Origin of the sequence: Yoonia litorea, from assembly GCF_900114675.1 — a bacterium.
GTDB classification, from domain to species: domain Bacteria; phylum Pseudomonadota; class Alphaproteobacteria; order Rhodobacterales; family Rhodobacteraceae; genus Yoonia; species Yoonia litorea.
This window is the reverse complement of record NZ_FOZM01000002.1, coordinates 552720-573889: the sequence shown is the minus strand read 5'-3', so window position 1 is coordinate 573889 and position 21170 is coordinate 552720. Positions and strand designations below refer to the sequence as shown.

General features: G+C 59.8%; 19 protein-coding genes. 13 read left to right on the top strand and 6 right to left on the bottom strand.

Translation table 11 applies throughout. The features are described from left to right. The first annotated feature begins 87 nt into the window (after window positions 1-87). From BM316_RS12940 to rnhA, 6 genes are all read left to right on the top strand, one after another. Complete coding sequence (locus BM316_RS12940; RefSeq protein ID WP_090209258.1) at window positions 88-663, top strand: LabA-like NYN domain-containing protein; 576 nt, start codon at window positions 88-90, stop codon at window positions 661-663. A gap of 97 nt (window positions 664-760) precedes the next feature. Then, on the top strand, window positions 761-1711 hold the full coding sequence (gene ispH, locus BM316_RS12935) for a 4-hydroxy-3-methylbut-2-enyl diphosphate reductase (RefSeq protein ID WP_090209255.1): 951 nt from the start codon (window positions 761-763) through the stop codon (window positions 1709-1711). Beyond that, a complete protein-coding gene (locus BM316_RS12930; RefSeq protein WP_090209250.1) occupies window positions 1711-2325 on the top strand; it encodes a LysE family translocator in 615 nt (204 codons plus the stop codon). Before ispH ends, BM316_RS12930 begins: the two co-directional genes overlap by 1 nt. Before the next feature lie 16 nt (window positions 2326-2341). Beyond that, complete coding sequence (locus BM316_RS12925; protein ID WP_090209247.1) at window positions 2342-2791, top strand: DUF3429 domain-containing protein; 450 nt, start codon at window positions 2342-2344, stop codon at window positions 2789-2791. Then, entirely contained in the window at window positions 2791-3387 is a 597-nt protein-coding gene (locus tag BM316_RS12920) for a class I SAM-dependent DNA methyltransferase (RefSeq protein ID WP_090209244.1), read from the top strand. The genes BM316_RS12925 and BM316_RS12920 overlap by 1 nt, the downstream gene beginning before the upstream one ends. Then, the gene (gene rnhA, locus BM316_RS12915) at window positions 3380-3844 is read left to right on the top strand and encodes a ribonuclease HI (protein WP_090209241.1); all 465 of its coding nucleotides are present in this window, start codon (window positions 3380-3382) and stop codon (window positions 3842-3844) included. Before BM316_RS12920 ends, rnhA begins: the two co-directional genes overlap by 8 nt. A gap of 22 nt (window positions 3845-3866) precedes the next feature. Here rnhA and BM316_RS12910 read toward each other — a convergent pair whose 3' ends face one another. Then, window positions 3867-4838: an NAD(P)H-quinone oxidoreductase gene (locus tag BM316_RS12910; RefSeq protein ID WP_090209238.1), complete on the bottom strand. Its 972-nt coding sequence runs from the start codon at window positions 4836-4838 to the stop codon at window positions 3867-3869. A gap of 99 nt (window positions 4839-4937) precedes the next feature. Beyond that, window positions 4938-5645 carry a COQ9 family protein gene (locus tag BM316_RS12905; protein WP_090209235.1) on the bottom strand — a complete coding sequence of 236 codons (708 nt, stop codon included), beginning with the start codon at window positions 5643-5645 and terminating at the stop codon, window positions 4938-4940. 104 nt (window positions 5646-5749) lie between these two features. On the opposite strand from BM316_RS12905, the gene rpsU reads away from it, so the two are divergent. From rpsU to BM316_RS12890, 3 genes are all read left to right on the top strand, one after another. Beyond that, the gene (gene rpsU / locus BM316_RS12900; protein WP_008231221.1) at window positions 5750-5956 is read left to right on the top strand and encodes a 30S ribosomal protein S21; all 207 of its coding nucleotides are present in this window, start codon (window positions 5750-5752) and stop codon (window positions 5954-5956) included. Window positions 5957-6196: 240 nt separating this feature from the next. After that, complete coding sequence (locus BM316_RS12895; RefSeq protein ID WP_090209233.1) at window positions 6197-6604, top strand: NUDIX hydrolase; 408 nt, start codon at window positions 6197-6199, stop codon at window positions 6602-6604. Between the two features lie 60 nt (window positions 6605-6664). Next, window positions 6665-8149 (top strand): inorganic phosphate transporter, encoded by a 1485-nt coding sequence (locus BM316_RS12890; RefSeq protein WP_090209229.1) that lies wholly within the window; start codon window positions 6665-6667, stop codon window positions 8147-8149. A 415-nt stretch (window positions 8150-8564) separates the two neighbouring features. Here the strand turns inward: BM316_RS12890 and BM316_RS12885 are convergent, their stop codons facing one another. The 3 genes from BM316_RS12885 to BM316_RS12875 all read right to left on the bottom strand — a co-directional run bounded on the left by BM316_RS12885 (window position 8565) and on the right by BM316_RS12875 (window position 14865). Further along, window positions 8565-10676 carry a methyl-accepting chemotaxis protein gene (locus tag BM316_RS12885; RefSeq protein ID WP_090209226.1) on the bottom strand — a complete coding sequence of 704 codons (2112 nt, stop codon included), beginning with the start codon at window positions 10674-10676 and terminating at the stop codon, window positions 8565-8567. An 80-nt stretch (window positions 10677-10756) separates the two neighbouring features. Further along, window positions 10757-13675, bottom strand: coding sequence for a DNA translocase FtsK (locus BM316_RS12880; RefSeq protein WP_090209222.1), 2919 nt, complete (start codon window positions 13673-13675; stop codon window positions 10757-10759). An 11-nt stretch (window positions 13676-13686) separates the two neighbouring features. After that, a complete protein-coding gene (locus BM316_RS12875) occupies window positions 13687-14865 on the bottom strand; it encodes an aminotransferase class I/II-fold pyridoxal phosphate-dependent enzyme (protein WP_090209220.1) in 1179 nt (392 codons plus the stop codon). Between the two features lie 327 nt (window positions 14866-15192). Here BM316_RS12875 and BM316_RS12870 point away from each other — a divergent pair, with 327 nt between their 5' ends. Together BM316_RS12870 and BM316_RS12865 are read left to right on the top strand one after the other, a co-directional pair. After that, window positions 15193-15699 carry a P-loop NTPase family protein gene (locus BM316_RS12870; protein ID WP_090209217.1) on the top strand — a complete coding sequence of 169 codons (507 nt, stop codon included), beginning with the start codon at window positions 15193-15195 and terminating at the stop codon, window positions 15697-15699. Between the two features lie 171 nt (window positions 15700-15870). Continuing rightward, window positions 15871-16119, top strand: a complete 249-nt coding sequence (locus BM316_RS12865) for a hypothetical protein (RefSeq protein WP_131802590.1) — start codon at window positions 15871-15873, stop codon at window positions 16117-16119. Window positions 16120-16241: 122 nt separating this feature from the next. On the opposite strand, the gene BM316_RS12860 is transcribed toward BM316_RS12865, so the two are convergent. Continuing rightward, window positions 16242-17585 carry an amidase gene (locus BM316_RS12860; RefSeq protein WP_090209212.1) on the bottom strand — a complete coding sequence of 448 codons (1344 nt, stop codon included), beginning with the start codon at window positions 17583-17585 and terminating at the stop codon, window positions 16242-16244. A gap of 46 nt (window positions 17586-17631) precedes the next feature. Here BM316_RS12860 and BM316_RS12855 point away from each other — a divergent pair, with 46 nt between their 5' ends. Then, window positions 17632-18879, top strand: a complete 1248-nt coding sequence (locus tag BM316_RS12855; RefSeq protein WP_090209209.1) for a UbiH/UbiF/VisC/COQ6 family ubiquinone biosynthesis hydroxylase — start codon at window positions 17632-17634, stop codon at window positions 18877-18879. A gap of 400 nt (window positions 18880-19279) precedes the next feature. Beyond that, on the top strand, window positions 19280-21169 hold the full coding sequence (locus BM316_RS12850) for an SLC13 family permease (protein WP_090209206.1): 1890 nt from the start codon (window positions 19280-19282) through the stop codon (window positions 21167-21169). The last annotated feature ends 1 nt before the right edge of the window (window position 21170 follow it).

Sequence of the window (21170 nt, the reverse complement as noted above, 5' to 3'; positions counted from 1 at the left end):
GCTGTCATTTATTTACTGGCAGAACCTGCGCCACCCATAACACTCACGGGGGACTACGGCGCAAGGTCGCATTTGAGAGGAATTGATATGTTTTATCGGGACGAGCGCCTTGCGCTTTTTATTGATGGATCAAATCTTTACGCTGCGGCAAAGTCGCTCGGGTTTGACATCGACTACAAACTGCTACGCCAAGAGTTCATGCGTCGGGGCAAGCTCTTGCGGGCATTCTACTACACAGCCTTGCTGGAAAACGACGAGTATTCGCCGATCCGCCCGCTTGTGGATTGGCTGAACTACAACGGCTTCACAATGGTGACCAAGCCGGCCAAGGAATACACCGACAGCATGGGCCGCCGTAAGGTGAAGGGGAACATGGACATCGAACTGACCGTCGATGCGATGGAACTGGCCCCGCATGTCGATCACGTTGTCCTGTTTTCGGGTGACGGCGACTTCCGGCCTTTGGTCGAGGCGCTTCAACGCAAGGGCGTGCGCGTCTCAGTTGTCTCCACGATCCGCAGCCAGCCGCCGATGATCGCTGACGAGTTGCGCCGTCAGGCCGACAACTTCATCGAACTGGATGAACTGCGCGATGTTGTCGGGCGTCCGGCGCGCGAACCGCGCGAAGAGGTTGTCCGCGACCGCGAACCCGCAGAAGTCTAAGACACTGCTCACGAAGCGCCAACTGGCGCTTCGTGGCCTGACGCTCTGGACCTGATGGCGTCAAAGCCTTACCTCTGGTGCAAAGCCGGAGTTTCCCATGACCAAACCACCCCTCACGCTCTATCTTGCTGCACCGCGCGGCTTTTGTGCCGGTGTCGACCGTGCCATCAAGATCGTCGAGATGGCCCTCGAAAAGTGGGGCGCGCCGGTCTATGTCCGGCATGAAATCGTGCACAACAAATTCGTGGTCGATAGCCTGCGTGAACAAGGAGCCGTCTTTGTCGAGGAACTCGACGAATGCCCCGATGACAGGCCGGTGATTTTCTCGGCCCACGGCGTGCCCAAGTCTGTCCCGGCCGCTGCTGCCAAGCGCGAGATGATCTACGTCGATGCCACCTGCCCGCTGGTCAGCAAGGTCCATATCGAGGCGCAGCGCCACGCCGACAACGGGTTGCAGATGATCATGATCGGCCACGCAGGCCACCCCGAAACCGTGGGCACCATGGGACAGCTTCCCGAAGGCGAGGTGTTGCTGGTCGAAACGGTCGAGGATGTGGCAGACGTCACCGTGCGCGACCCTGACAAGCTGGCCTTTGTCACGCAGACGACACTCTCGGTTGATGACACCGCCGATATTGTGGCCGCACTTCAGAAGCGCTTCCCGAACATCGTCGGTCCGCATAAAGAAGACATCTGTTACGCCACCACCAACCGGCAGGAAGCCGTCAAGGCGATGGCGCCAAAATGTGACGCCATGCTGGTTGTTGGCGCACCGAATTCGTCAAACTCCAAACGTCTGGTCGAGGTCGGCGCACGCGCTGGCTGCAATTATGCCCAGCTTGTGCAACGTGCGACGGACATCGACTGGCGCGCGCTTGAGGGGATCAGCTCAATCGGGATCACCGCCGGGGCCTCCGCCCCTGAGGTTCTGATCAATGAGGTCATTGACGCCTTCAAGGACCGCTTTGACACGACGGTCGAGATGGTGGTCACCGCCGAGGAGAACGTCGAGTTCAAGGTGCCGCGCGTGCTGCGGGTGCCCGCCTGATGATCAGCCTGCAATTTCTCATTACAGCATTTGTTGTCTGCGTCGCCCCCGGCACTGGCGTGATCTATACGCTTGCCATCGGATTGGGTCAGGGACGAGGCGCAGCAATCGCGGCTGCGCTGGGATGCACGTTTGGGATCGTGCCGCATCTTCTGGCTGCCATTCTGGGACTGGCAGCCGTGCTGCACACCAGCGCGGTGCTCTTCAACATCGTGAAATTCGCAGGCGTTGCATATCTGCTCTATCTGGCATGGCAGGCACTGCGCAGCGGAGGGGCGCTGGCGATCCAGCCTGATGCAACACGACAGGCCTGGTGCGACATTGCCCGGCGCGGCGCATTGATCAATATTCTGGACCCGAAACTGTCGATCTTCTTCCTTGCGCTTCTGCCGCCGTTTCTTTCAGGCGATCCCGCAAATGCCACTGCCGAAATGCTCCTGCTTGGCGCCATCTTCATGTTGATGACCTTTGGTATCTTTATCGTCTATGGCACCTGCGCGGCATTCACCCGACAGAGAATTCTGCAAAGCGCGCGCATCATGGCGTGGCTGAATCGCACATTTGCAGCGATCTTCGGCGCACTGGCCGTAAGGCTTGCGTTTGAGCGCGCCTGATCAACGAGGCTTACTGATGAACAGCATTCCACGCTCTGCCTTGATCCTCGGCCTTGCCGGTTTGATCCCCTTTCTGTGGGGGGCCGCGACCATTCTGTTTCCACAACTGCAAAGTTGGGGGCTGGCGACCTTTGGCGGGCGTTTTGTCGGCCCATATGTGCAGCTGTTCTACGGGGCTGTGATCCTGTCGTTCATGTCAGGCGTCCTGTGGGGATTTGCGACCAAAGCCACAGGCCGCGCCGCAACCGCTGGCTATATCCTGTCGGTCATTCCTGCCCTCTGGGCCTTTTTCATGACGGGCGGCGGGCCGACAACGGCAGCCGTGAACCTGATCGTGGGCTTTCTCGGTCTGTTGATGCTGGATTGGCATTTCTGGCGGCTGGGCCTTGCACCACAATGGTGGATGCACCTGCGGGTGCTGCTAACGGGGATCGTTGTGATCAGCTATCTGCCGCTGGTTTTCTGATGAGCGACCCGCGCACGATTGCCTTTTACGATCAGGCCGCAGCGGATTATGCAAAGGCCTTCGCCTCGCAATCCCCCGATGCCAGCTTGCGCGCCTTTATGGCGCTGCTGCCAAAGGGCGGGCGCGTGCTGGATCTGGGGTGCGGGCCTGCGCAGGCCTCTGCCTATCTGCGCGCGGCCGGATTTACGCCCGACCCGGTCGATGCCTCAAGCGGCATGGTCGCCTTGGCCAACGAACGGCACCAGATCGGCGCGCGCATCATGCGGTTCGAAGAGCTTGATGCGATTGAGGCCTATGACGGCGTCTGGGCCAATTTCTCGCTTCTGCATGCGCCGCGCGCCGCCCTGCCCGCACATTTCAGTGCGATCGGACGGGCGCTCCGCAAAGGTGGCGTGCTGCACGTCGGGATGAAGACCGGCTCTGGAGAGGGCCGCGACCGCCTGGACCGGAACTACACCTACGTGACGGTCCCTGAACTGGACGCGCTGATCAGTGATGCGGGCCTGACCGTCACCGCAACGCGCGAAGGCTGCGAAAAGGGCTGCGCAGGGACTGAGGACCCCTTTGTGATCATGTTGGCACGCAAGAATGGCTGAGGTTTTCGCCTATACCGACGGTGCCTGCTCAGGCAATCCCGGCCCCGGGGGCTGGGGTGTGCTGCTAGTTGCACGTGACGGGGAGCGCGTTGTCAAAGAGCGCGCGCTCAGCGGCGGCGAACCGACAACCACCAACAACCGCATGGAATTGCTCGCCGCGATCAGCGCGCTGGAAACACTCGGGCGGCCAAGCCGGATCACCATTGTCACCGACAGCGTCTATGTCAAAGACGGCATCACCAAATGGATACACGGCTGGAAAGCAAAGGGCTGGAAAACAGCCGCCAAAAAACCGGTCAAGAACGAAGAGCTCTGGCGCAGGCTTGATGAGGCGACCCAACGCCATGACGTGACATGGGAATGGGTCAAGGGCCACGCCGGACACCCTGAAAACGAACGCGCGGATGAATTGGCACGCGCTGGCATGGCGCCGTTCAAGGACAAACGCCCCGCATAGCCCGGCACTGACACGCAGTCCGTCAGCTAACCTTCAGAACGATCTTTCCGATATGCGCGCTGCTTTCCATGCGGGCATGGGCGGCGGCGGCATCATCCAAGGCAAATTCCTGATCCATCACCGGCCCGATCTTGCCAGAGGAAATCAGCGGCCAGACGTGCTGGCGCAAATCATCGGCAATCCGCGCCTTGGCCAGATCAGACTGAGGACGCAGGGTTGATCCGGTGATGGTCAGACGGCGCGTCATCAGTTGCACAAGGTTCAGATCAGCTTTCGGTCCTTGCAGGAATGCGATCTGGACCAACCGTCCGTCATCAGCCAAAGCCTTGAGATTGCGCTGAATATACGGCCCACCCACCATATCGAGGATCAGGTCAGCGCCGCCGACTTCTTTCATTTTTTCAACGAAATCGGTCTCGCGGTAGTGAAAGGCCGCCTCTGCGCCCAGATCAGTGCAGGCGGCGCATTTTTCATCCGAACCGGCAGTCGCAAAGACCCGCGCACCAAAGGCCCGCGCAAGCTGGATCGCCGTTGTGCCGATGCCCGAACTGCCGCCATGGACCAGGAACCGCTCACCCGCCTTCAGTCCGCCGCGCATGAAGACATTGGACCAGACGGTGAAGAACGTCTCTGGCAGGCAGGCGGCTTGCGCCATCGTCAGCCCGAACGGGACTGGCAGGCAGTGCGCGGCAGGCGTAGCCACATATTCGGCGTAACCACCACCCGGCAGCAGCGCGCAGACCATATCGCCCACTTTGGGCGAGGTCACATTCGCCCCGCAAGCCACGACCTCGCCAGAGGCCTCAAGACCTGGAAGGTCGCTTGCCCCTTTCGGCGGGTTATAGAGACCGGCACGTTGCAAGGCATCTGGGCGATTGACACCCGCATAGGCCACTTTGATCACGACCTGATCGGCGGCCGGTGTCGGCATCTCGCGCTCTGTGGGTGTCAGAACCTCTGGTCCGCCATGTGCGCTGATCTCGATTGCCTTCATTGCCGCATCCTTTCGCTTTGTCACAGCTATGAGACATTCGGGCTGGATTGACAAACACTTGGGGCGCGCGCTGGCCCGGCCTGTTGATGGCGCTGCGGTCTACTGCGGCGGGTTCGTGTCGCGCCAGATGCCGGGCAGATCGGCGTCAGCCGCCTGTGATGGCGCTTTGACGCCAGCGGTCAATTTTTCCAGCGTGGTCGCCAAAGGTTTGAGCAAAGGGTTCGCTTTTACCTGCGCCTTGGCTTTTTCAAACTGCATCACATTGTCGATCCGGCGATCAATGAAAGCGTCGGTGGCCTGCCCGTTAAGGCTGTCGTCCCCCAGCCAGTAAAGCACGGTGGCACTATAGACGCCTGTAAGAGTCATCCGCTTGGTGTACCAGTTTACATCGCGCGAGGTGTCGCCAAGTGCTGTCCAGATGGCATCGGCTGTGCCCCAGACAAGCTTGGCCCCGTCAGCGGCCATATGCGGCAAGGCAAAAAGGGTGGTGCCGCGGCGGACAGCCTCTTTGTCGTCGATCACCTGCAGGCGCAAACGGATCGCATGGGCGACCTTGTCTCGGAAACGCATATCGCTGAGGTCGGCATCGGTAATTGCGGCGACCATCGCGGCATCACCGCGTTTGTGATAAGCCACGGCAAGATCCACTGCACCGCGCGGGCAAATGGTGCGGGCCAGCGCCGGTTCAATATCGGCATCGCGCACGGCGGCCTCGAATGTGGCGGGCGACCAGCCATCGAAAGCCACATGCGGCAGTGCTGCGTCAACAAGCGCATCAAGTGTCGGATCGGAGGCGTCTGGGGCCATCGGTTTTCTCCTATGCGGGGCACTGGACAAGCTAGGTTGGTTTTGCTATCTGCCCACTTCCTGCAATTTTTGCAAATCCAACTTAGAAAGGTGGTGTCAACCACATGCAGGTTAGTGTTCGTGATAACAACGTCGATCAGGCGTTGCGTGCTCTGAAGAAGAAACTTCAGCGTGAAGGTGTTTTTCGCGAAATGAAGCTCAAGCAGCATTTCGAAAAGCCTTCCGTGCGCAAAGCGCGCGAAAAAGCAGAAGCGATCCGCCGTCAGCGTAAGCTGGCGCGCAAGAAGCTCCAGCGTGAAGGTCTGCTGTAAAGCAGCCTCTCGACGTTACGATCAAAGGCCCCCGTCTGGACAACAGGCGGGGGTTTTGCGTTGCAGAATTGTCAAACCCTTTGCGCGCGTCAAATCCGCTGCAATTGTATTTTGACACAAGCATCGCTAGACACGGTCCAAAGAAGAAAATAATTGAGCGGTTTCAGAATGTTCGCACGTGTTCACAGCGCCCTCAGGGCGTTTATTGGCCCCATGCTCCAGCGCCCCAGAATGTTACAGATGGCGGCGCTGTGCTATCGCGGTCAGGGTACGCGACGCGAGTACCTGCTGGTCACAAGCCGCGACACAGGCCGGTGGATCATCCCCAAAGGTTGGCCCATGCGCGGGCTGTCGTCTGATGAAACCGCGCTGCGCGAAGCCTGGGAAGAGGCGGGCGTCAAACGTGGCAAAGCCGCGCCGGAGCCGATCGGCCACTACACCTATGACAAGATGCGCGACAGCGGCCTTGCTGTTCCGGTCGAGGCGCTGGTCTATTCGGTCGAGGTCAAAGAACTGGCCGAGGAGTTCCCCGAAGCCGACCAGCGCAAGCGCAAATGGGTCTCTGCCGACGAAGCCGCCGAGATGGTGCGGGAAAGCGAACTGAAGCTGTTGTTTCTGGAACAAGCGACCGACGACAAAACCGATTGAGGTGTTGATCACGGCACCCGTTAGTCGCTATCAGCTTTTGAAGCCTTGGGGGATTTTCGCATGACCGATGAAAGTGGCGACGCACGCCATCTTGAAACGCTTGACCGCGATTTGGCGCGGTTTTCCAACCTTGAAACCGCAACCAATATGGTCGCCCGCCCAATGGTGGGCATCGGAATCTCTTTCCTGTTTATCATGCTGGCCGGCCTTACAGCATCGCTGTTCTTTGGCCTCACCAATAACGGAATTATCGTCGTGGTGGCGGCCTGTCTTGGGGCCTATATGGCGCTGAACATCGGGGCCAATGATGTCGCCAACAATATGGGGCCCGCGGTGGGCGCCAATGCCCTGTCGATGGGGGCGGCGATTGCGATCGCGGTCATTTTCGAAAGCGCAGGCGCCTTGATTGCTGGCGGCGACGTTGTATCCACGATTGCGAAGGGCATTATCGCGCCTGAAAGCATGGGCACGTCGGCCACCTTTGTCTGGGCCATGATGGCGGCCCTGCTGTCTGCAGCGCTTTGGGTCAATATCGCCACCTGGATCGGTGCGCCGGTATCCACCACACACTCTGTTGTTGGCGGTGTGATGGGGGCCGGTATTGCCGCTGCAGGCTTTGCCGCTGTCAGCTGGCCCACGATGGGAACAATTGCAGCCAGTTGGGTCATCTCGCCTGTGCTGGGTGGGGTCATCGCTGCCGCGTTTCTGGCGCTGATCAAATCCCGCATCATCTACCGCGAGGACAAGATTGCCGCCGCCCGCACCTGGGTGCCGATACTTGTCGGCATCATGGCAGGGGCGTTTGCCGCTTACCTTGCACTGAAGGGGCTGAAAAAGATCATCAAGATCGACATGCCGACCGCGCTCATCATCGGGGCGATCATGGGAGCCGCGATTTGGGCGGTCATGATCCCCGTGATCCGCAAACAGTCCGAAGGGCTCGAGAACCGCAACAAATCACTGAAAGTTCTCTTTGGTATTCCGCTGGTGGTGTCTGCTGCATTGCTGAGCTTTGCGCATGGGGCCAATGATGTCGCCAACGCCGTCGGCCCGCTTGCCGCCATCGTGCAGGCATCGCAATCGGGTGATTTCACGCAAGCGGTCTCGATCCCCTTCTGGGTGATGATCATCGGGGCTTTTGGCATTTCATTCGGCCTGTTCCTGTTCGGGCCGAAACTGATCCGCATGGTCGGCAGCCAGATCACAAAGCTGAACCCGATGCGCGCCTATTGTGTGGCCCTGTCCGCTGCGATCACCGTGATCATCGCAAGCTGGCTGGGTCTGCCTGTCAGTTCCACCCATATCGCGGTGGGTGCGGTATTTGGTGTCGGCTTCTTCCGCGAATGGGATGCAGAGCGCCGGATCAAAAAAGCGCGTCTGGCCATGCCCGACCGCCCGCAATACGCGCCCGAGGAACGTCGCCGTCGCAAGCTGGTGCGCCGGTCGCACTTCATGACGATTATTGCAGCTTGGCTGATCACCGTACCTGCTGCGGCCGTTCTGTCAGGAGGTATCTTCTTCCTGATCAACACCGCGATGGGCTAGCACAGCACGGAAAAAGCCGGACGGAAGGTCAGACGTTGGTCGGCGCATTCGGCCGAGGCAGTTTGCGTATTCGCCTGCGAAGCGGGACGATTGCGGCCGCGTGACATGATGAAGTGTGAAGGATGCGCCGACAGGCTTCACCCCTGAGCCACATGCTGCGGCCCCAAACGTGTCTTTCCTTCATAGCGATGCGGCAAAGGGCGAGAGTGATGCCTGTGCGGCGATCACCCTTTACATCATCCCTTGCATATCCGCGCCCTTGCGGTTGGACGCCCAAGTGATCAACCATCAGTCACCACGTCCGACGGCGAGGCGAAGAGCAAATGCATCACGACGGTTTGGGCAGCTTCCCCCTCCTCATACCGGTTCAGGAGATCGTCCCTCTGCCCTGCCGACTGAAACGCCGATCAAACCCTCAGGCTGCTTTGGCACGGCTGCGGCCGTTCTGATCCGGCGCGAGCCTGAAATCCGCGATGAGGCCAGCGAGCCGCTGCGAACGGCTGGCGATTTCCTGTGCACCAGAGGTGGTATCGCTGGCCATGGCCATGTTGCGACCGGCAAGGTCATTGATCACCTTCATCGAAGATGACAGATCTTTCAGATCGCTGACCTGCGACTGGGAGCCTTCGGCGATGCGGGTAAGCACGTCATCCACGCGCATGATACCTTCCGAAATCTCGTCAAGGACCGCGCCGGTCCGGTCAACCAGATCCCCACCTTCGCGGACGTGGGTCCCGCTTTCTTCGACCAGCGCGCGGATATCCATCGTGGCCTGACTTGCCCGTTGCGCAAGGGCGCGGACTTCTGAGGCGACCACGGCAAAGCCAAGCCCCGCAGAACCGGCTCTTGCCGCCTCCACCCCGGCGTTGAGTGCGAGCAGATTGGTCTGGAACGAAATATCCTCGATCATCGAAATAATCGCGCCGATCTGTTCTGATGATGTTCTGATCCGGTCCATTGCGGCGACAGCCTCACGCATCAGCGCCGCCGAGGAGGTCGCCTGTTCCCGCGCGCTTCCTGCCATGGCGGAGGCCGTGACGATTTCCTGCCCGAACTCTTCGACTTCGGCGGAAAGTGCGCCAACGCGATCTGTGGTTTGTCTGATCGTTTCCACCTGTTCATTTGTTCTGGAGGCCAGATCGACAGCAGAGGCATTCATCCCAGATGCGGCCTGATCAAGATCGGCCACTGTGTCGGCGATAGCGCCAAGCACCTGCCGCAAACGCGCTGTGGCTGAATTGAAATCCCCACGGATCGAATCATAATCAGCGTCGAGTGGCGTGTCGAAGTGACAAGTCAGGTCCGCCTTTGCGAGCGCGGCAAGCCCTTCGGTCACCAAGGCAACAACCTTGCCGTGCTTGGCATTCAATGCCGCCTCGTCAGAGGCTTTCATATCTTCAGCCTCTTTGCGTAAGGCGAGTGTCTCTTGTTTGAAGTGGTAAATCGCCCTTGCCATCTGGCTGATCTCGTCCTTGCGGCTGATGCCCGGCACCCAGCGGGTAAAGTCGCCCTTTGCGAAACCGTAAACCACATGCGTCAGCGCCTTGATCCTGTGGATCATCCATTCAAAGCTCGCCACGGCAAAAACGCCTACGACGAGAATGGAAATAGCTCCCAGCAGAATCACGTATTGCAACTGGGCGTAGCTGTCGCCCTCAATGGTGCGGGCCAACTGGCTGATTTGCGCTGTTTTCGCGCTTTCGAGATCGCGCAAGAAATCAATCCATGCTGTCGTTGTCTGAAACCAGAGCGCTGGTGTCAGCGTGCCATAGTCGCCATCGAGAAATCCCGAAGAAATCGTCTCTCTGGCTGATTGCAGCGCAAGAAAGGTGGGAGAGGCATAGATATCTTCGACCATCGCTTCCCCGCGCAGGATTTTGGTCGTCTCGGCGATCAGGGCCTGCTGCGCGCCGCCATGGGTGAGCAGCGATTGATAAAGCGTGGGTGAAAAACCTGCCCCCAGACCTGTCGATCCTACAGCCCGTTCCAGACCCGCCCGTTCCTTGGCCGCCGCAAGCAGCGCCCTTGCCGCCTGCAGGTTTTCCAGCGTGCTTTGCCCTGCACCGTCCGACAACGGATAGGCAACCACCATCAGGTCGTTGATGATCCCCGTATAAAAGGCCGCGACCTGCGGAACATCGACACTGATGTTTTGGACCTGTGCACGAAAGGAAGACAGCTCATCAAGTGCCGCCATCGCCGACTGATACGGGTCAGGCCGCAGATCAGCCAAAGCCGCCACACCGCCACGCAAGGGCTGGATCTGGCGGTCGGTTTCAGGCCGCTGGCGCGCCAGATCGGCCGTGAAATTCTGCCCGTCAGAGGCGACAAAACCGGCAGAGTATCCACGCTCCTTTTGCAATTCGTGGATAAGATCGTTGATCACCACCTGTTCTTCGGCCCGCACCACAGACGCCGATGCGATCGTCAGGCGGTCACGCTCTGCCACGATCTTGAGCCATGAAAAATAGCTCGCCAGCGCCAGCAGCGGCAGGATAATTGCAATCATCAGGAATCGCAGCTTCATGTCCGAACCTATCTTTTGACCAGTTCGGGTCTGTGTCGCAGAGACTTCCTAACACTCGCCTAAGATTGCGCCAGATGCGGTCAGTGTTGTTCTGGCACCAGAATCTCGCGCTTGCCGACGTGGTTGGCAGAGCTGACCACGCCCTGGTCTTCCATCTGCTCAACCAGACGCGCTGCCTTGTTATAGCCGATCGCCAGTTTGCGCTGGATGTAGCTGGTCGAGCATTTGCGATCCTTGATCACAATGGCCACGGCCTGATCATAAAGCGCATCCTCACCGTCGGTATTGCCACCCAGACCCAGCACCAGATCAATGTCGCTGGCCTTCTCGTCCTCGGGGCCTTCGACCACGCCGGACATGTACTCTGGCGGACCGAATGATTTGAGGTGGTTGACGATCTCCTCGACCTCTTCGTCACTGACAAACGGCCCGTGCACGCGGGTGATTTTAGAGCCACCGGCCATATAGAGCATGTCGCCCATACCCAAGAGCTGCTCGGCCCCCATTTCACCCAAGATCGTGCGGCTGTCGATCTTCGACGTGACCTGGAAGGAAATCCGTGTGGGGAAGTTCGCCTTGATCGTGCCGGTGATCACATCGACCGAAGGGCGCTGTGTCGCCATGATCAGGTGGATACCCGAGGCGCGCGCCATCTGGGCAAGGCGCTGAATACAAGCCTCAATTTCCTTGCCCGCGACCATCATCAGGTCGGCCATCTCATCGACGATGACGACGATATAGGGCAGCAGTTCGGGCTGGAATTCCTCGGTCTCGAAGATCGGATCGCCGGTTTCATCGTCAAAGCCGGTTTGCACCGTGCGGCTGAACATTTCGCCCTTGGACAGCGCGTCTTTCACGCGGCCGTTGTAGCCGTCAATGTTGCGCACGCCCATCTTGGACATCTTGCGATAGCGTTCCTCCATCTCGCCCACGACCCATTTCAGGGCGACGACCGCCTTTTTCGGGTCGGTCACAACAGGCGAGAGCAGATGCGGAATGCCGTCATAAACCGACAGTTCCAGCATCTTGGGATCAATCATGATCATCCGGCATTCTTCGGGGGTCAGCTTATAAAGCAGTGACAAGATCATCGTATTGATCGCCACGGATTTACCCGAACCGGTCGTCCCCGCGATCAGCAGGTGGGGCATCTTGGCAAGGTTGGCGATGATCGGCTCACCGCCGATATCCTTGCCCAGCGCCAGCGGCAGCTTGTGGTTGCCGTCGCCAAAGTCGCGGTGGCTCAGGATTTCGCGCAGCACCACTTTTTCGCGGTTTTCGTTGGGCAGTTCGATCCCGATGACCGAGCGGCCCGGCACGGTTGAGACACGGGCCGACAGCGCCGACATGGAACGCGCGATATCGTCAGACAGGCCGATCACGCGGCTGGCTTTGAGGCCCGGTGCCGGCTCAAGTTCATACATGGTGACAACAGGGCCAGGACGCACAGATACGATCTCGCCCTTGACGCCGTAATCATCCAGCACGCTTTCCAGCATACGGGCGTTGGCCTCGAGCGCCTCGTCACTGAGGTGATGGCGCTGGATTTCGATGGGGTTCATCAAGAGCCCCAGCGCAGGCCGTTCATAGCCGCCGTATTTGTCGTCAAACTTCAGCCCCGGCTGCGCCTCGGCCTTGGCCTGACGGGAAGGCTGCGGCGCACGCTTTGGCGGATGCTGGACAACCGATTTGGGCTGTGGCGCATCGTCAATCAGCGGTGAGGTGACCGGCGGCATGGCAACCTGTGGAATGGGCATATGCGGTGTGGCCATCACTGGCGCTTCTTCCGGTGCCTCAGGTGCGATGTCCTCAAGCGGGTCTTGTGCTGTCTCGCCATAGACAAGCGGCTTGGGGCCCTTTCCGGCGGTCAATGCAGGCTCGATCCGGACACCGGTCGGTGACGGCTTGGGCTGGCGGTTCTTGATCGCATCGGCAATCCGTGCGCTGACACGGTCGCCCTGACCATCGCTGTTCACAGCGGTCAGGGGTGGTTCCTGCTCGACCAATTCTGGCTCGGGCATTGTGTCATTGCGTTTCAGCAGATTTGCAAGAAATCCGCCTGCAGGCGCATCTTGCTGTGACGAGGCCCGCAACGGTGCCGCGAGCGGAGGACGATCCGGGGCAGCCTGTGCCGTCAAAGGTGGCTCTGCCTTGGGCATGACAGGGTTGGCCCGCACCACAGAGGCAACACGGCTGCGGTGATCGGTAACCGGTGGCACGGTGAAGCTGTCAACGACCTCTGCCTCATCGTCATCCGCAGCGGAGGCGGCCGCACGTGTTTCGGCAAACTGCGCACGTCGGGACTGGACGACCGTGTTCACGCCCTTTGCGGCCTCTGCCGATAGCGACGCCCCACGCCCCAAGGCGCGCAGCAACAGCGAATAGAGCATCACAGTGCCAAGCAGGGCAAAATGTCCGGCAGACCGGAGTTCGGCGCGGGTAAAGCCCAGCGCAAAGGCCAGCACCACCAGCAGACCCAGCGCGGTGATGAACGACAAAAGCTTGACCCCGAAAGCCGTTCCGAACGGCAGGATTGTCAGGACAATCGCCAAGACGGTGTCGCCAAAAAGCCCCCCCAGACCGAAGTTGGCAGGCCAACCCGCACCGGGTGTCAGCGTCGCGGCATGCAAAGGCGCCACAACAATCGCGACAGCCACGAACAGAAGACGCCCCAAGGCGCGCTCATGTCCTGAGTGGCGCAGGAACCGCAATCCCCACCCCATCAGCGCAATCGGCACAACCCAGAACCCAAGTCCCACGATCATGATCAACGGCGCGGCCAGTGATGCGCCAAAATACCCCAGCCAGTTCTGCACAGGCGCATCAGTCGCCGAAATCCAGCTTGGATCATCGGGTGAATAGCTCCAGAGCATCATGCTGACCATCACACCCAGCATGATGAGCGCCAGCCCCAACAACTCACGGCTGCGTTTTTCCAGCGCGGCTTGGGTGGTGCTATCAAGCAGCGGATCGCGTCTGCGGGACTGGTATGATGCCATCGTGTCGTTCCTCAACCATATAGACAGTCGCGGATCAGGGTTAATCCGCGCTGCATTTCTTGTGTTGGGGCCACCATTGCGACCCGGATGTATTTTTCACCGGGGTTCACCCCGTCTTGTGTCTGGCTCAGATAGGCGCCCGGCAATGTGCGCACGCCCGTTTCCTGCCAAAGATGCACGGCGGCTTTTTCGCCATCGTCAACCGGCAGCCAGAGAAAGAACCCCGCCTGCGGGGACTGGTAGCCATCGATATGCCCCAGAATGTCGTCGGCAATCGCGTATTTGCGATGATAGAGCGCGCGGTTCTCGACCACATGCGCCTCATCGTTCCACGCCGCTGTCGCAACGGCCTGTAACGGCTCTGACAAAGGCGCACCGGCAAAAGCGCGCAACAGGCGCAGACGCTTGATCGCCTCCGGTCCGCCAGCACAGAAGCCTGCGCGCAACCCCGGCAGGTTCGATCGCTTCGACAGGGAATGGAAGATTACAACGCGCTCGGGATCGGCCCCCATACGGGTGGCAATCTCAAGCGCCCCGGGCGGGGGCGTGTCGCGGTAAATCTCCGAGTAGCATTCATCCGCAAAGATCATGAAGTCATGCTTCTCGGCCAGCGTGATCAGGTCGCGCCAATAGCCCTCATCAGCGACAGCCCCCTGCGGGTTTGCAGGTGAACAGGCATAGGCAATCGCAGTGCGGTCCAGCACATCCGCAGGCAAGGCGTGAAAATCCGGCAGATGACCGCTTTCCACCGTTGCAGGCACATAGCGCGCCTCTGCCCCGACAGAGAGGGCCGCCACCGCATAGACCTGATAGAAGGGATTGGGCGTCAGAATGACAGGTTGCTGCCCGTTCTTTTCCTCACGGCAAAGTGCCATCGCAGCGTTGTAAAGCCCCTCGCGGGTGCCGTTGAGTGTCAGGATTTGATCCGTCGGGATATCCAGACCATAGCGGCGGTTCAGAAACCCCTGAATGGCCTCCAGATGTGCAGGCACACCGTAGTTGTCGGGGTATTTGCCAAAGCCCTGCAGATTGGCCGCAAGGATCTCGCCCACAAAGGCAGGAAACGGGTGGCGCGGCTCGCCAATGGTCATGTTGATCGTCTCGGACGCCTTTGTCGGCACGTCCAAAAGCGCACGCAAGCGTGGCCACGTCGCTGCCGGAAGGTCCGAAAACCGCTCGGGAAATACCATAACTGCCTCAATTTACGGGATCATTTCGCCCCGCTTTTGTCCAAACTAGCCCGCAGGGGGCGGCCCTGTCCAGCAAATCGGGCACAAGTGGCTGATATTGTGGCTTTTGAGTCATGCAAGGCGCAGAGGGCATCGCCCGACTTGGAGGGCGTTTGCAGCGCCTATGGCACGCGCTGGCCTTCAATAATCGCCACGATTGAGCGGATTGAGGCGTCGCAAATCGCCCTCCTGTGGGAGGTCGGGCGATGCCCGGTGGTGCCCACCGGGCGAGAGCTGGGTTGCAAACGCATGCCCAACGCCCCCTAATCGCGCTTGAAAGGAGCACCCATGCGCATCGCAATCCTCGGAAACGCCGGTAGTGGCAAATCAACGCTCGCCCGCAAATTGGCCGCAGAGCATAACTTGCCCCTGCATGAGGTCGACAAGATCATGTGGACCGAAGACTGGAAACTGGTGCCAGAGCCGCAATTCAACGCCGCCCACGAGGACATGATCGCAAGCGAGGGATGGGTTATCGACGGCATGGGGTTCAAGGGCAGCTTCGCCCCCCGCTTGGCCCGCGCGACGCATGTGATCTTGTGTGATTTCCCGCTGTGGCAGAATTTCTGGCTCTTGGCAGAAAGACAGGCGAAATGGCAGGCAGGTCAGACCGAGGACATGCCCGCAGGCTACAAAGACCCGCCAGAAACACGGGCCCTGTTTCAGACAGTCTGGAGCATCGACCGCAACTGGATGCCGTTTGTGCGGGATGAAGTCACGAAGGTTGAGGGGACGGCAACAGTGAAACGGATCACGGATTTCGACGATTTGCGCACCTTCGTCCTCACGGCTTAGACAGCATCGAATATGGCAACATTAAGACAGGATGAACGAGAGGGGTTGGGCGAACAATAATATTATTCATTTAATCCAATGGCTTGAAAGATAATTGCGCAATTGTCCGATTATATTGATCCTGCGTCGCAAAGCCTCCGTATCAAGTTCATTAACAACCGGAGGAAAACAATGAAGACGACAATCGCACTTGCAACAGCTACAATTTTTTCGATGTCATCCGCCGCATTTGCCGGTGGACACTTTGACGCCGTTGTTGTCAACGGGGGCGGCAAGGTCGTCTGGGGCCTGAACCTTGATGAAGAAGGCATGGTCACCGGCGGTGCCAACAATGGCGGCAACGGCAAAACCGACAAAGCCGCCGGTGGGCTTGCTGATGCCCCAGGCCTGTCGATTGCCATCGTCGAAGACGACGAGTAAGGCACACGCCTGACGACTGCGAAATCTTAGAAAGCGCCTTTGGGAGCCTTCCCAGGGGCGCTTTTCAGTTTCTACAGTGTGACAGCAGGAAATCACCCAGCGACCGCTGATATCGCGCAAAGCTAGTTGTCGGACGCGCCTTTGACGATCTTTTCCGCCGCTGCCGCCAACCGCAGCAACCGCTCTTCTGTTCCGCGCTGCCCGTTGAACATGATCCCGCAAGATGGCACCGCCGTCGGCAAAGTGATCGAGCAGACATCCATCAGATTCGCCACCCGCGTATTGCGCAAGGCCAGTAAGTTCTCGGATTTGTAATAGTCATCGTCGGTCAAAAGCCGGTCCGCATTGGGCGGCAGGATCGGGGCGCTTGGCATGATCACGGCATCAAACTGACTGGTCCATTCGAAATACTCGCGCCGGATACCGCGCAGCATGTTCCAGCCAGCGCAATAGTCGGCCCCCTTCACCGTTTGCCCGCCGCGCACCCGTTCAAGGATTTGCGGGAACATCTTTTCGGGGTTTGCCTCGACCAGATCGCGCCACCAGCCATAGCTGTCAGCCGCATAGAGATCGCCTGCGACGTTAAAGGCATCAAAAAGCTGCGCGAAAAAGCGGTGCTCGATCTGCGCGCCTGCTGCCTTGAGCTTTGCGACGGCCCCTTCGAAGGCCTCACGCGGTGCATCGCGCACATCATCCGGCACAATCGTATCCAGAACCATCAGGCGCACACCGTCCAGCGACGCTGCGGTCAGGTCGGCAGGCTTGCTGCCTTCCAGAATGGCAAGGAACAGCCCCGCGTCCTCGACCGACCGGCAAAGCGGACCGACCGTATCGAAGGTCAGGCAAAGCGGTACGACACCTTCAAGCGACAAACGCCCGTGGGACGTTTTCAGCCCGACCAGATCATTCCACGCCGAAGGGATGCGCACTGAGCCGCCCGTGTCCGACCCGATCCCCGCTGCCGCAAGTCCGAATGCCACAGACGCCCCTGCACCGCTGGATGACCCGCCCGGCACGGCGTCGTGATCATTCACGCAAGGCGGTGTTCCCATGACGGGATTAAGGCCCAGACCCGAAAAAGCGATTTCGGACATATGGGTCTTGCCGAGGCAGACCAGACCTGCCGCCGTGGCGTTCTGCAAGACCTCGGCATCTGTGTCGGGAACGCGGCCGTCCATCAGTCTGGTGCCAGCTTCGGTGCCGATGCCGGCTGTGTCGAAAAGATCCTTCCAGGAGATCGGCACCCCGTCCAGCGGTCCACGGCGCAAACCCGACTGCGCACGCGATGCAGCATCCTTTGCCTCGGCCCGTGCGCGGTCGTGGGTCACGCGCGCATAGATACGGTCCCGGAACTCATGGGCATCAATGGCGTCAAGAAACGTGTCAGTCAGCGCCACAGGATCAATCTGGCCTGCGCCAATTGCACGGCCAAGGTCAGCCGCTGTCATCCACCGCCAGTCGTCCATGTCGCTCTCCCGTTCTTTTGAAAGATACCTAGCGGCCAAGCGGCGCATGGACAATCCCGGTCCGGGACGCATATTGCGCAGCATGGATACTGATTTGATTATCGTTGGCGGCGGGCTGAACGGGCCCGCGCTTGCCCTGGCGGTCGCGAACGCCGGTTTTCGCGTGACCATCATTGACCGCCTGCCGATTGACACCCGCAAGGACCCCGCGTTTGACGGCAGGTCCTACGCGCTGGCCCATGCCTCCATGCGGCTGTTGCGCGGGATCGGGGTGTGGGACGCGATCAAGGACAAGGCCCAGCCCATGCTGGAAATCAAAGTGACCGACGGCCGCGCTGGCGAGGGACCGTCCCCTTGGATGATGCACTTTGATCATGCCGAAATCGAAGAAGGCCCGATGGGCTTTATGGTTGAGGACAGGCATCTGCGCCGCGCGTTTCTGGACGCAATGGCCGAGAGCCCGCTGATCACACAGCTTTCCCAAGAGACCGTGGTCGCGCAAGAGGCCGACGCTTACCGTGCGCAAGTCACGCTCGCCTCTGGCAAGACCGTCACCGGACGCGTGCTGGTGGGATCCGACGGGCGGGCCAGCGGCACCGCTGAACGCGCAGGGATCAAGCGCACCGGATGGGGCTACGGCCAGATGGGCGTTGTCTGCGCCGTCGCCCACGAAAAGCCGCATGGCGGTATCGCGCATCAGTTCTTCATGCCCGCAGGACCACTGGCGATCCTGCCCTTGACCGGCAACCGCTGTTCAATCGTCTGGAGCGAGACAGAGGCCCGCGCGAAAGAGCTGGTCGCCATGGATGACGCCGATTTTCTGGAGGCCTTGCGGCCTGCCTTCGGAAGCTTTCTGGGCCAGATCAGCCTTGTCGGTGCGCGCTACGCCTATCCGCTGAACCTGACACTTGCCAACAGTTTTATCGCAGAGCGTCTGGCGCTGGTGGGAGATGCTGCGCATGGGGTGCATCCGATTGCGGGCCAAGGGCTGAATGCCGGTCTGCGCGATGTGGCCGCGCTGGCCGATGTGCTGGAAACGGCCCGTAGCCGCGGCGAAGACATCGGCAGCCCACAGGTGCTGGCACGCTATCAGCAATGGCGGCGGTTCGATACGGCGACGCTGGCACTGGCCACGGATACCTTCAACAAGCTCTTTTCCAACGACAACCCGTTGTTGCGCACTGTGCGGGACATCGGCATGGGGCTGGTGAATGCCGCGCCGGGGCTAAGACGCAATTTCATCCGCGAGGCGGCTGGCCTCACCGGAGACCTGCCGCGGCTGATGCGGGGGTGATCCCAGCACAAATGGCCCGGCGGCCCATCAGGGCGGCCCGGCAATCGGCAGTGTATTAAATGGAAGATCAAGGGGGCGGGCCCGCCACAAATGGTCTCTCGCTTTGGAAGGCCGAAAACCTTCCAATTGCGTCGCGCGTGTCCTGCACCCAATGAGGGGGTGGTCTGAGGACCAATGCGAAACCTGATCTTGACCGGAAGGTGTCAGCTTCCGTGGCTGGATATCCAAGACAGGACATTAGACACGATTGCTTTCCGGCCACTTACACAACCGCGCGTTGCCTTCCCCGCCTTGCCCGGTCTGACCGAATAACCACATGAAGAAGAAGAGTTTCACAAGACCCGCGACATATCTTTGCGCGGCGGCGCATTGCCGTTAGGCTTGCCGTCAGGAGGTAACGATGGAAGCGCCGGTCTTGACGTTCGAGATGATGGCCGTCCTGTGCCTGCTTGGCCTTACCGTTTTTCTGTTTGTCTCTGAAATTGTCAGAATTGATGTGGCCGCGGTGATGGTTCTCGTCCTGCTTGGCGGGCTGAGCTACCTGCCGGGTCTTGAAACCCTTGCACGGCCTGCCGACCTCTTCGTCGGTTTTTCGTCAAATGCGGTCATTTCGATCATCGCGGTGATGATCATCGGCGCGGGGCTGGACCGCACGGGCCTGATGTCAAAGGTTGCCGCGCTGATCCTGAAACGCGGGGGCGAGACCGAAGGCCGGATCATTCCTATCGTCTCCGGCTCTGTCGGGGTGATCAGCTCGTTTATGCAAAACGTGGGTGCTGCGGCCCTGTTTATTCCGGTTGTCAGCCGGATCGCGACGCGCACAGGCATCCCGCTCAGCCGTCTTTTGATGCCGATGGGCTTTTGCGCGATCCTTGGCGGGACCATCACGTTGGTGGGGTCGTCACCGTTGATCCTGCTCAACGACCTGATCCTGTCTGGCAATGCCATGCTGCCAGCCGATCAACAGATGGAGACATTCGGCCTGTTTTCGGTGACGCCCATCGGGATCATGCTGGTGTTGACAGGGATCATCTATTTTGTCGTCTTCGGGCGGTGGATTCTGCCCAAATCGCGCGACTACGGGGCGGATGCGAATTCTGCGCGGTCCATGCAGGTCTACATCGAAAAGACCTATGGGCTGCGCGCGGACTTCTTTGAAATCAAGGTGCCAGAAGGCTCGATCCTGATCGGGCAAAAGCTGTCTGACATCATGATGGCGCATCACCTTTATATCCTCGGGACCTCTTATCGCGGCAAGAAGGTCATCGCACCCATGGCCGACACCGTGATCGAAGCGCCGTCGCGGCTTGCAATTCTGGGGCTCAGACGCGTGGTCTGGGAGGAATTCGCGCACCCTTTCGGGTTGGAAATCCTGCCCGAACTCGATGTGTTTGCCGACGATTTCGCGGCGACTGAATCAGGCGTGGCAGAGGTCGTCATTCCGCCGGGCTCGGCTGCTATCGGGCGCGCCCCGATTGATCTGCGTCTGCGCCAAAGCCATGGGCTGTCGATCCTTGCGATCCATCGCGGCGAAGAGACGCTGAGTCACGTCGAAACCGACGATCATCCCGCGACCCATGTGGGTCTGGTTCCGTTGCAGGCAGGCGATACGCTGGTCGTGCACGTGCAGTGGGAACGCCTTGCGCGGGTCAAGAAGGACAAGAATTTCGTCGTGGTGACCTCTGATTTCCCGCAAGAGGAAATGCGCCCCCACAAGGTCAAACCCGCGCTGGTCTTTTTTGCGATCACACTGGGGCTGATCCTTTTTACCGATGTGATGCTTTCGCTTTGCCTGATGACAGGGGCGCTTGGCATGATCCTGAGCCGTGTGCTTTCGATTGACGAAGCCTACGCCGCAGTAAGCTGGAGCACGGTTTTCCTGCTCGCCTCGCTTATTCCTCTGGGGCAGGCGGTGCAGAACACAGGCACCGCTGGCTGGATCGCGCATCAGATCCTCGTTTTGCTGGACGGATGGCCGGTTCTGGCATTGCAGATCGGCATCGCGGTGCTGGCGACGGTCTTTACGCTGGTGATGTCGAACGTCGGCGCGACGGTGCTTCTGGTGCCGCTTGCAATTTCGATTGCTGTCGAAGCAGGCGCGAATCCGGCTGTTTTTGCCCTGACCGTGGCGATTTCCACATCAAACTCTTTCCTGATTCCGACGCATCAGGTGAACGCGCTGATCATGGGGCCGGCAGGCTATCGCGTGATGGATTTCGTCCGCTCAGGGGGGATCATGACGGTACTGTTCCTGATCGTCTCGATGACAGGGCTGGCGTTGTTCTTCTGAC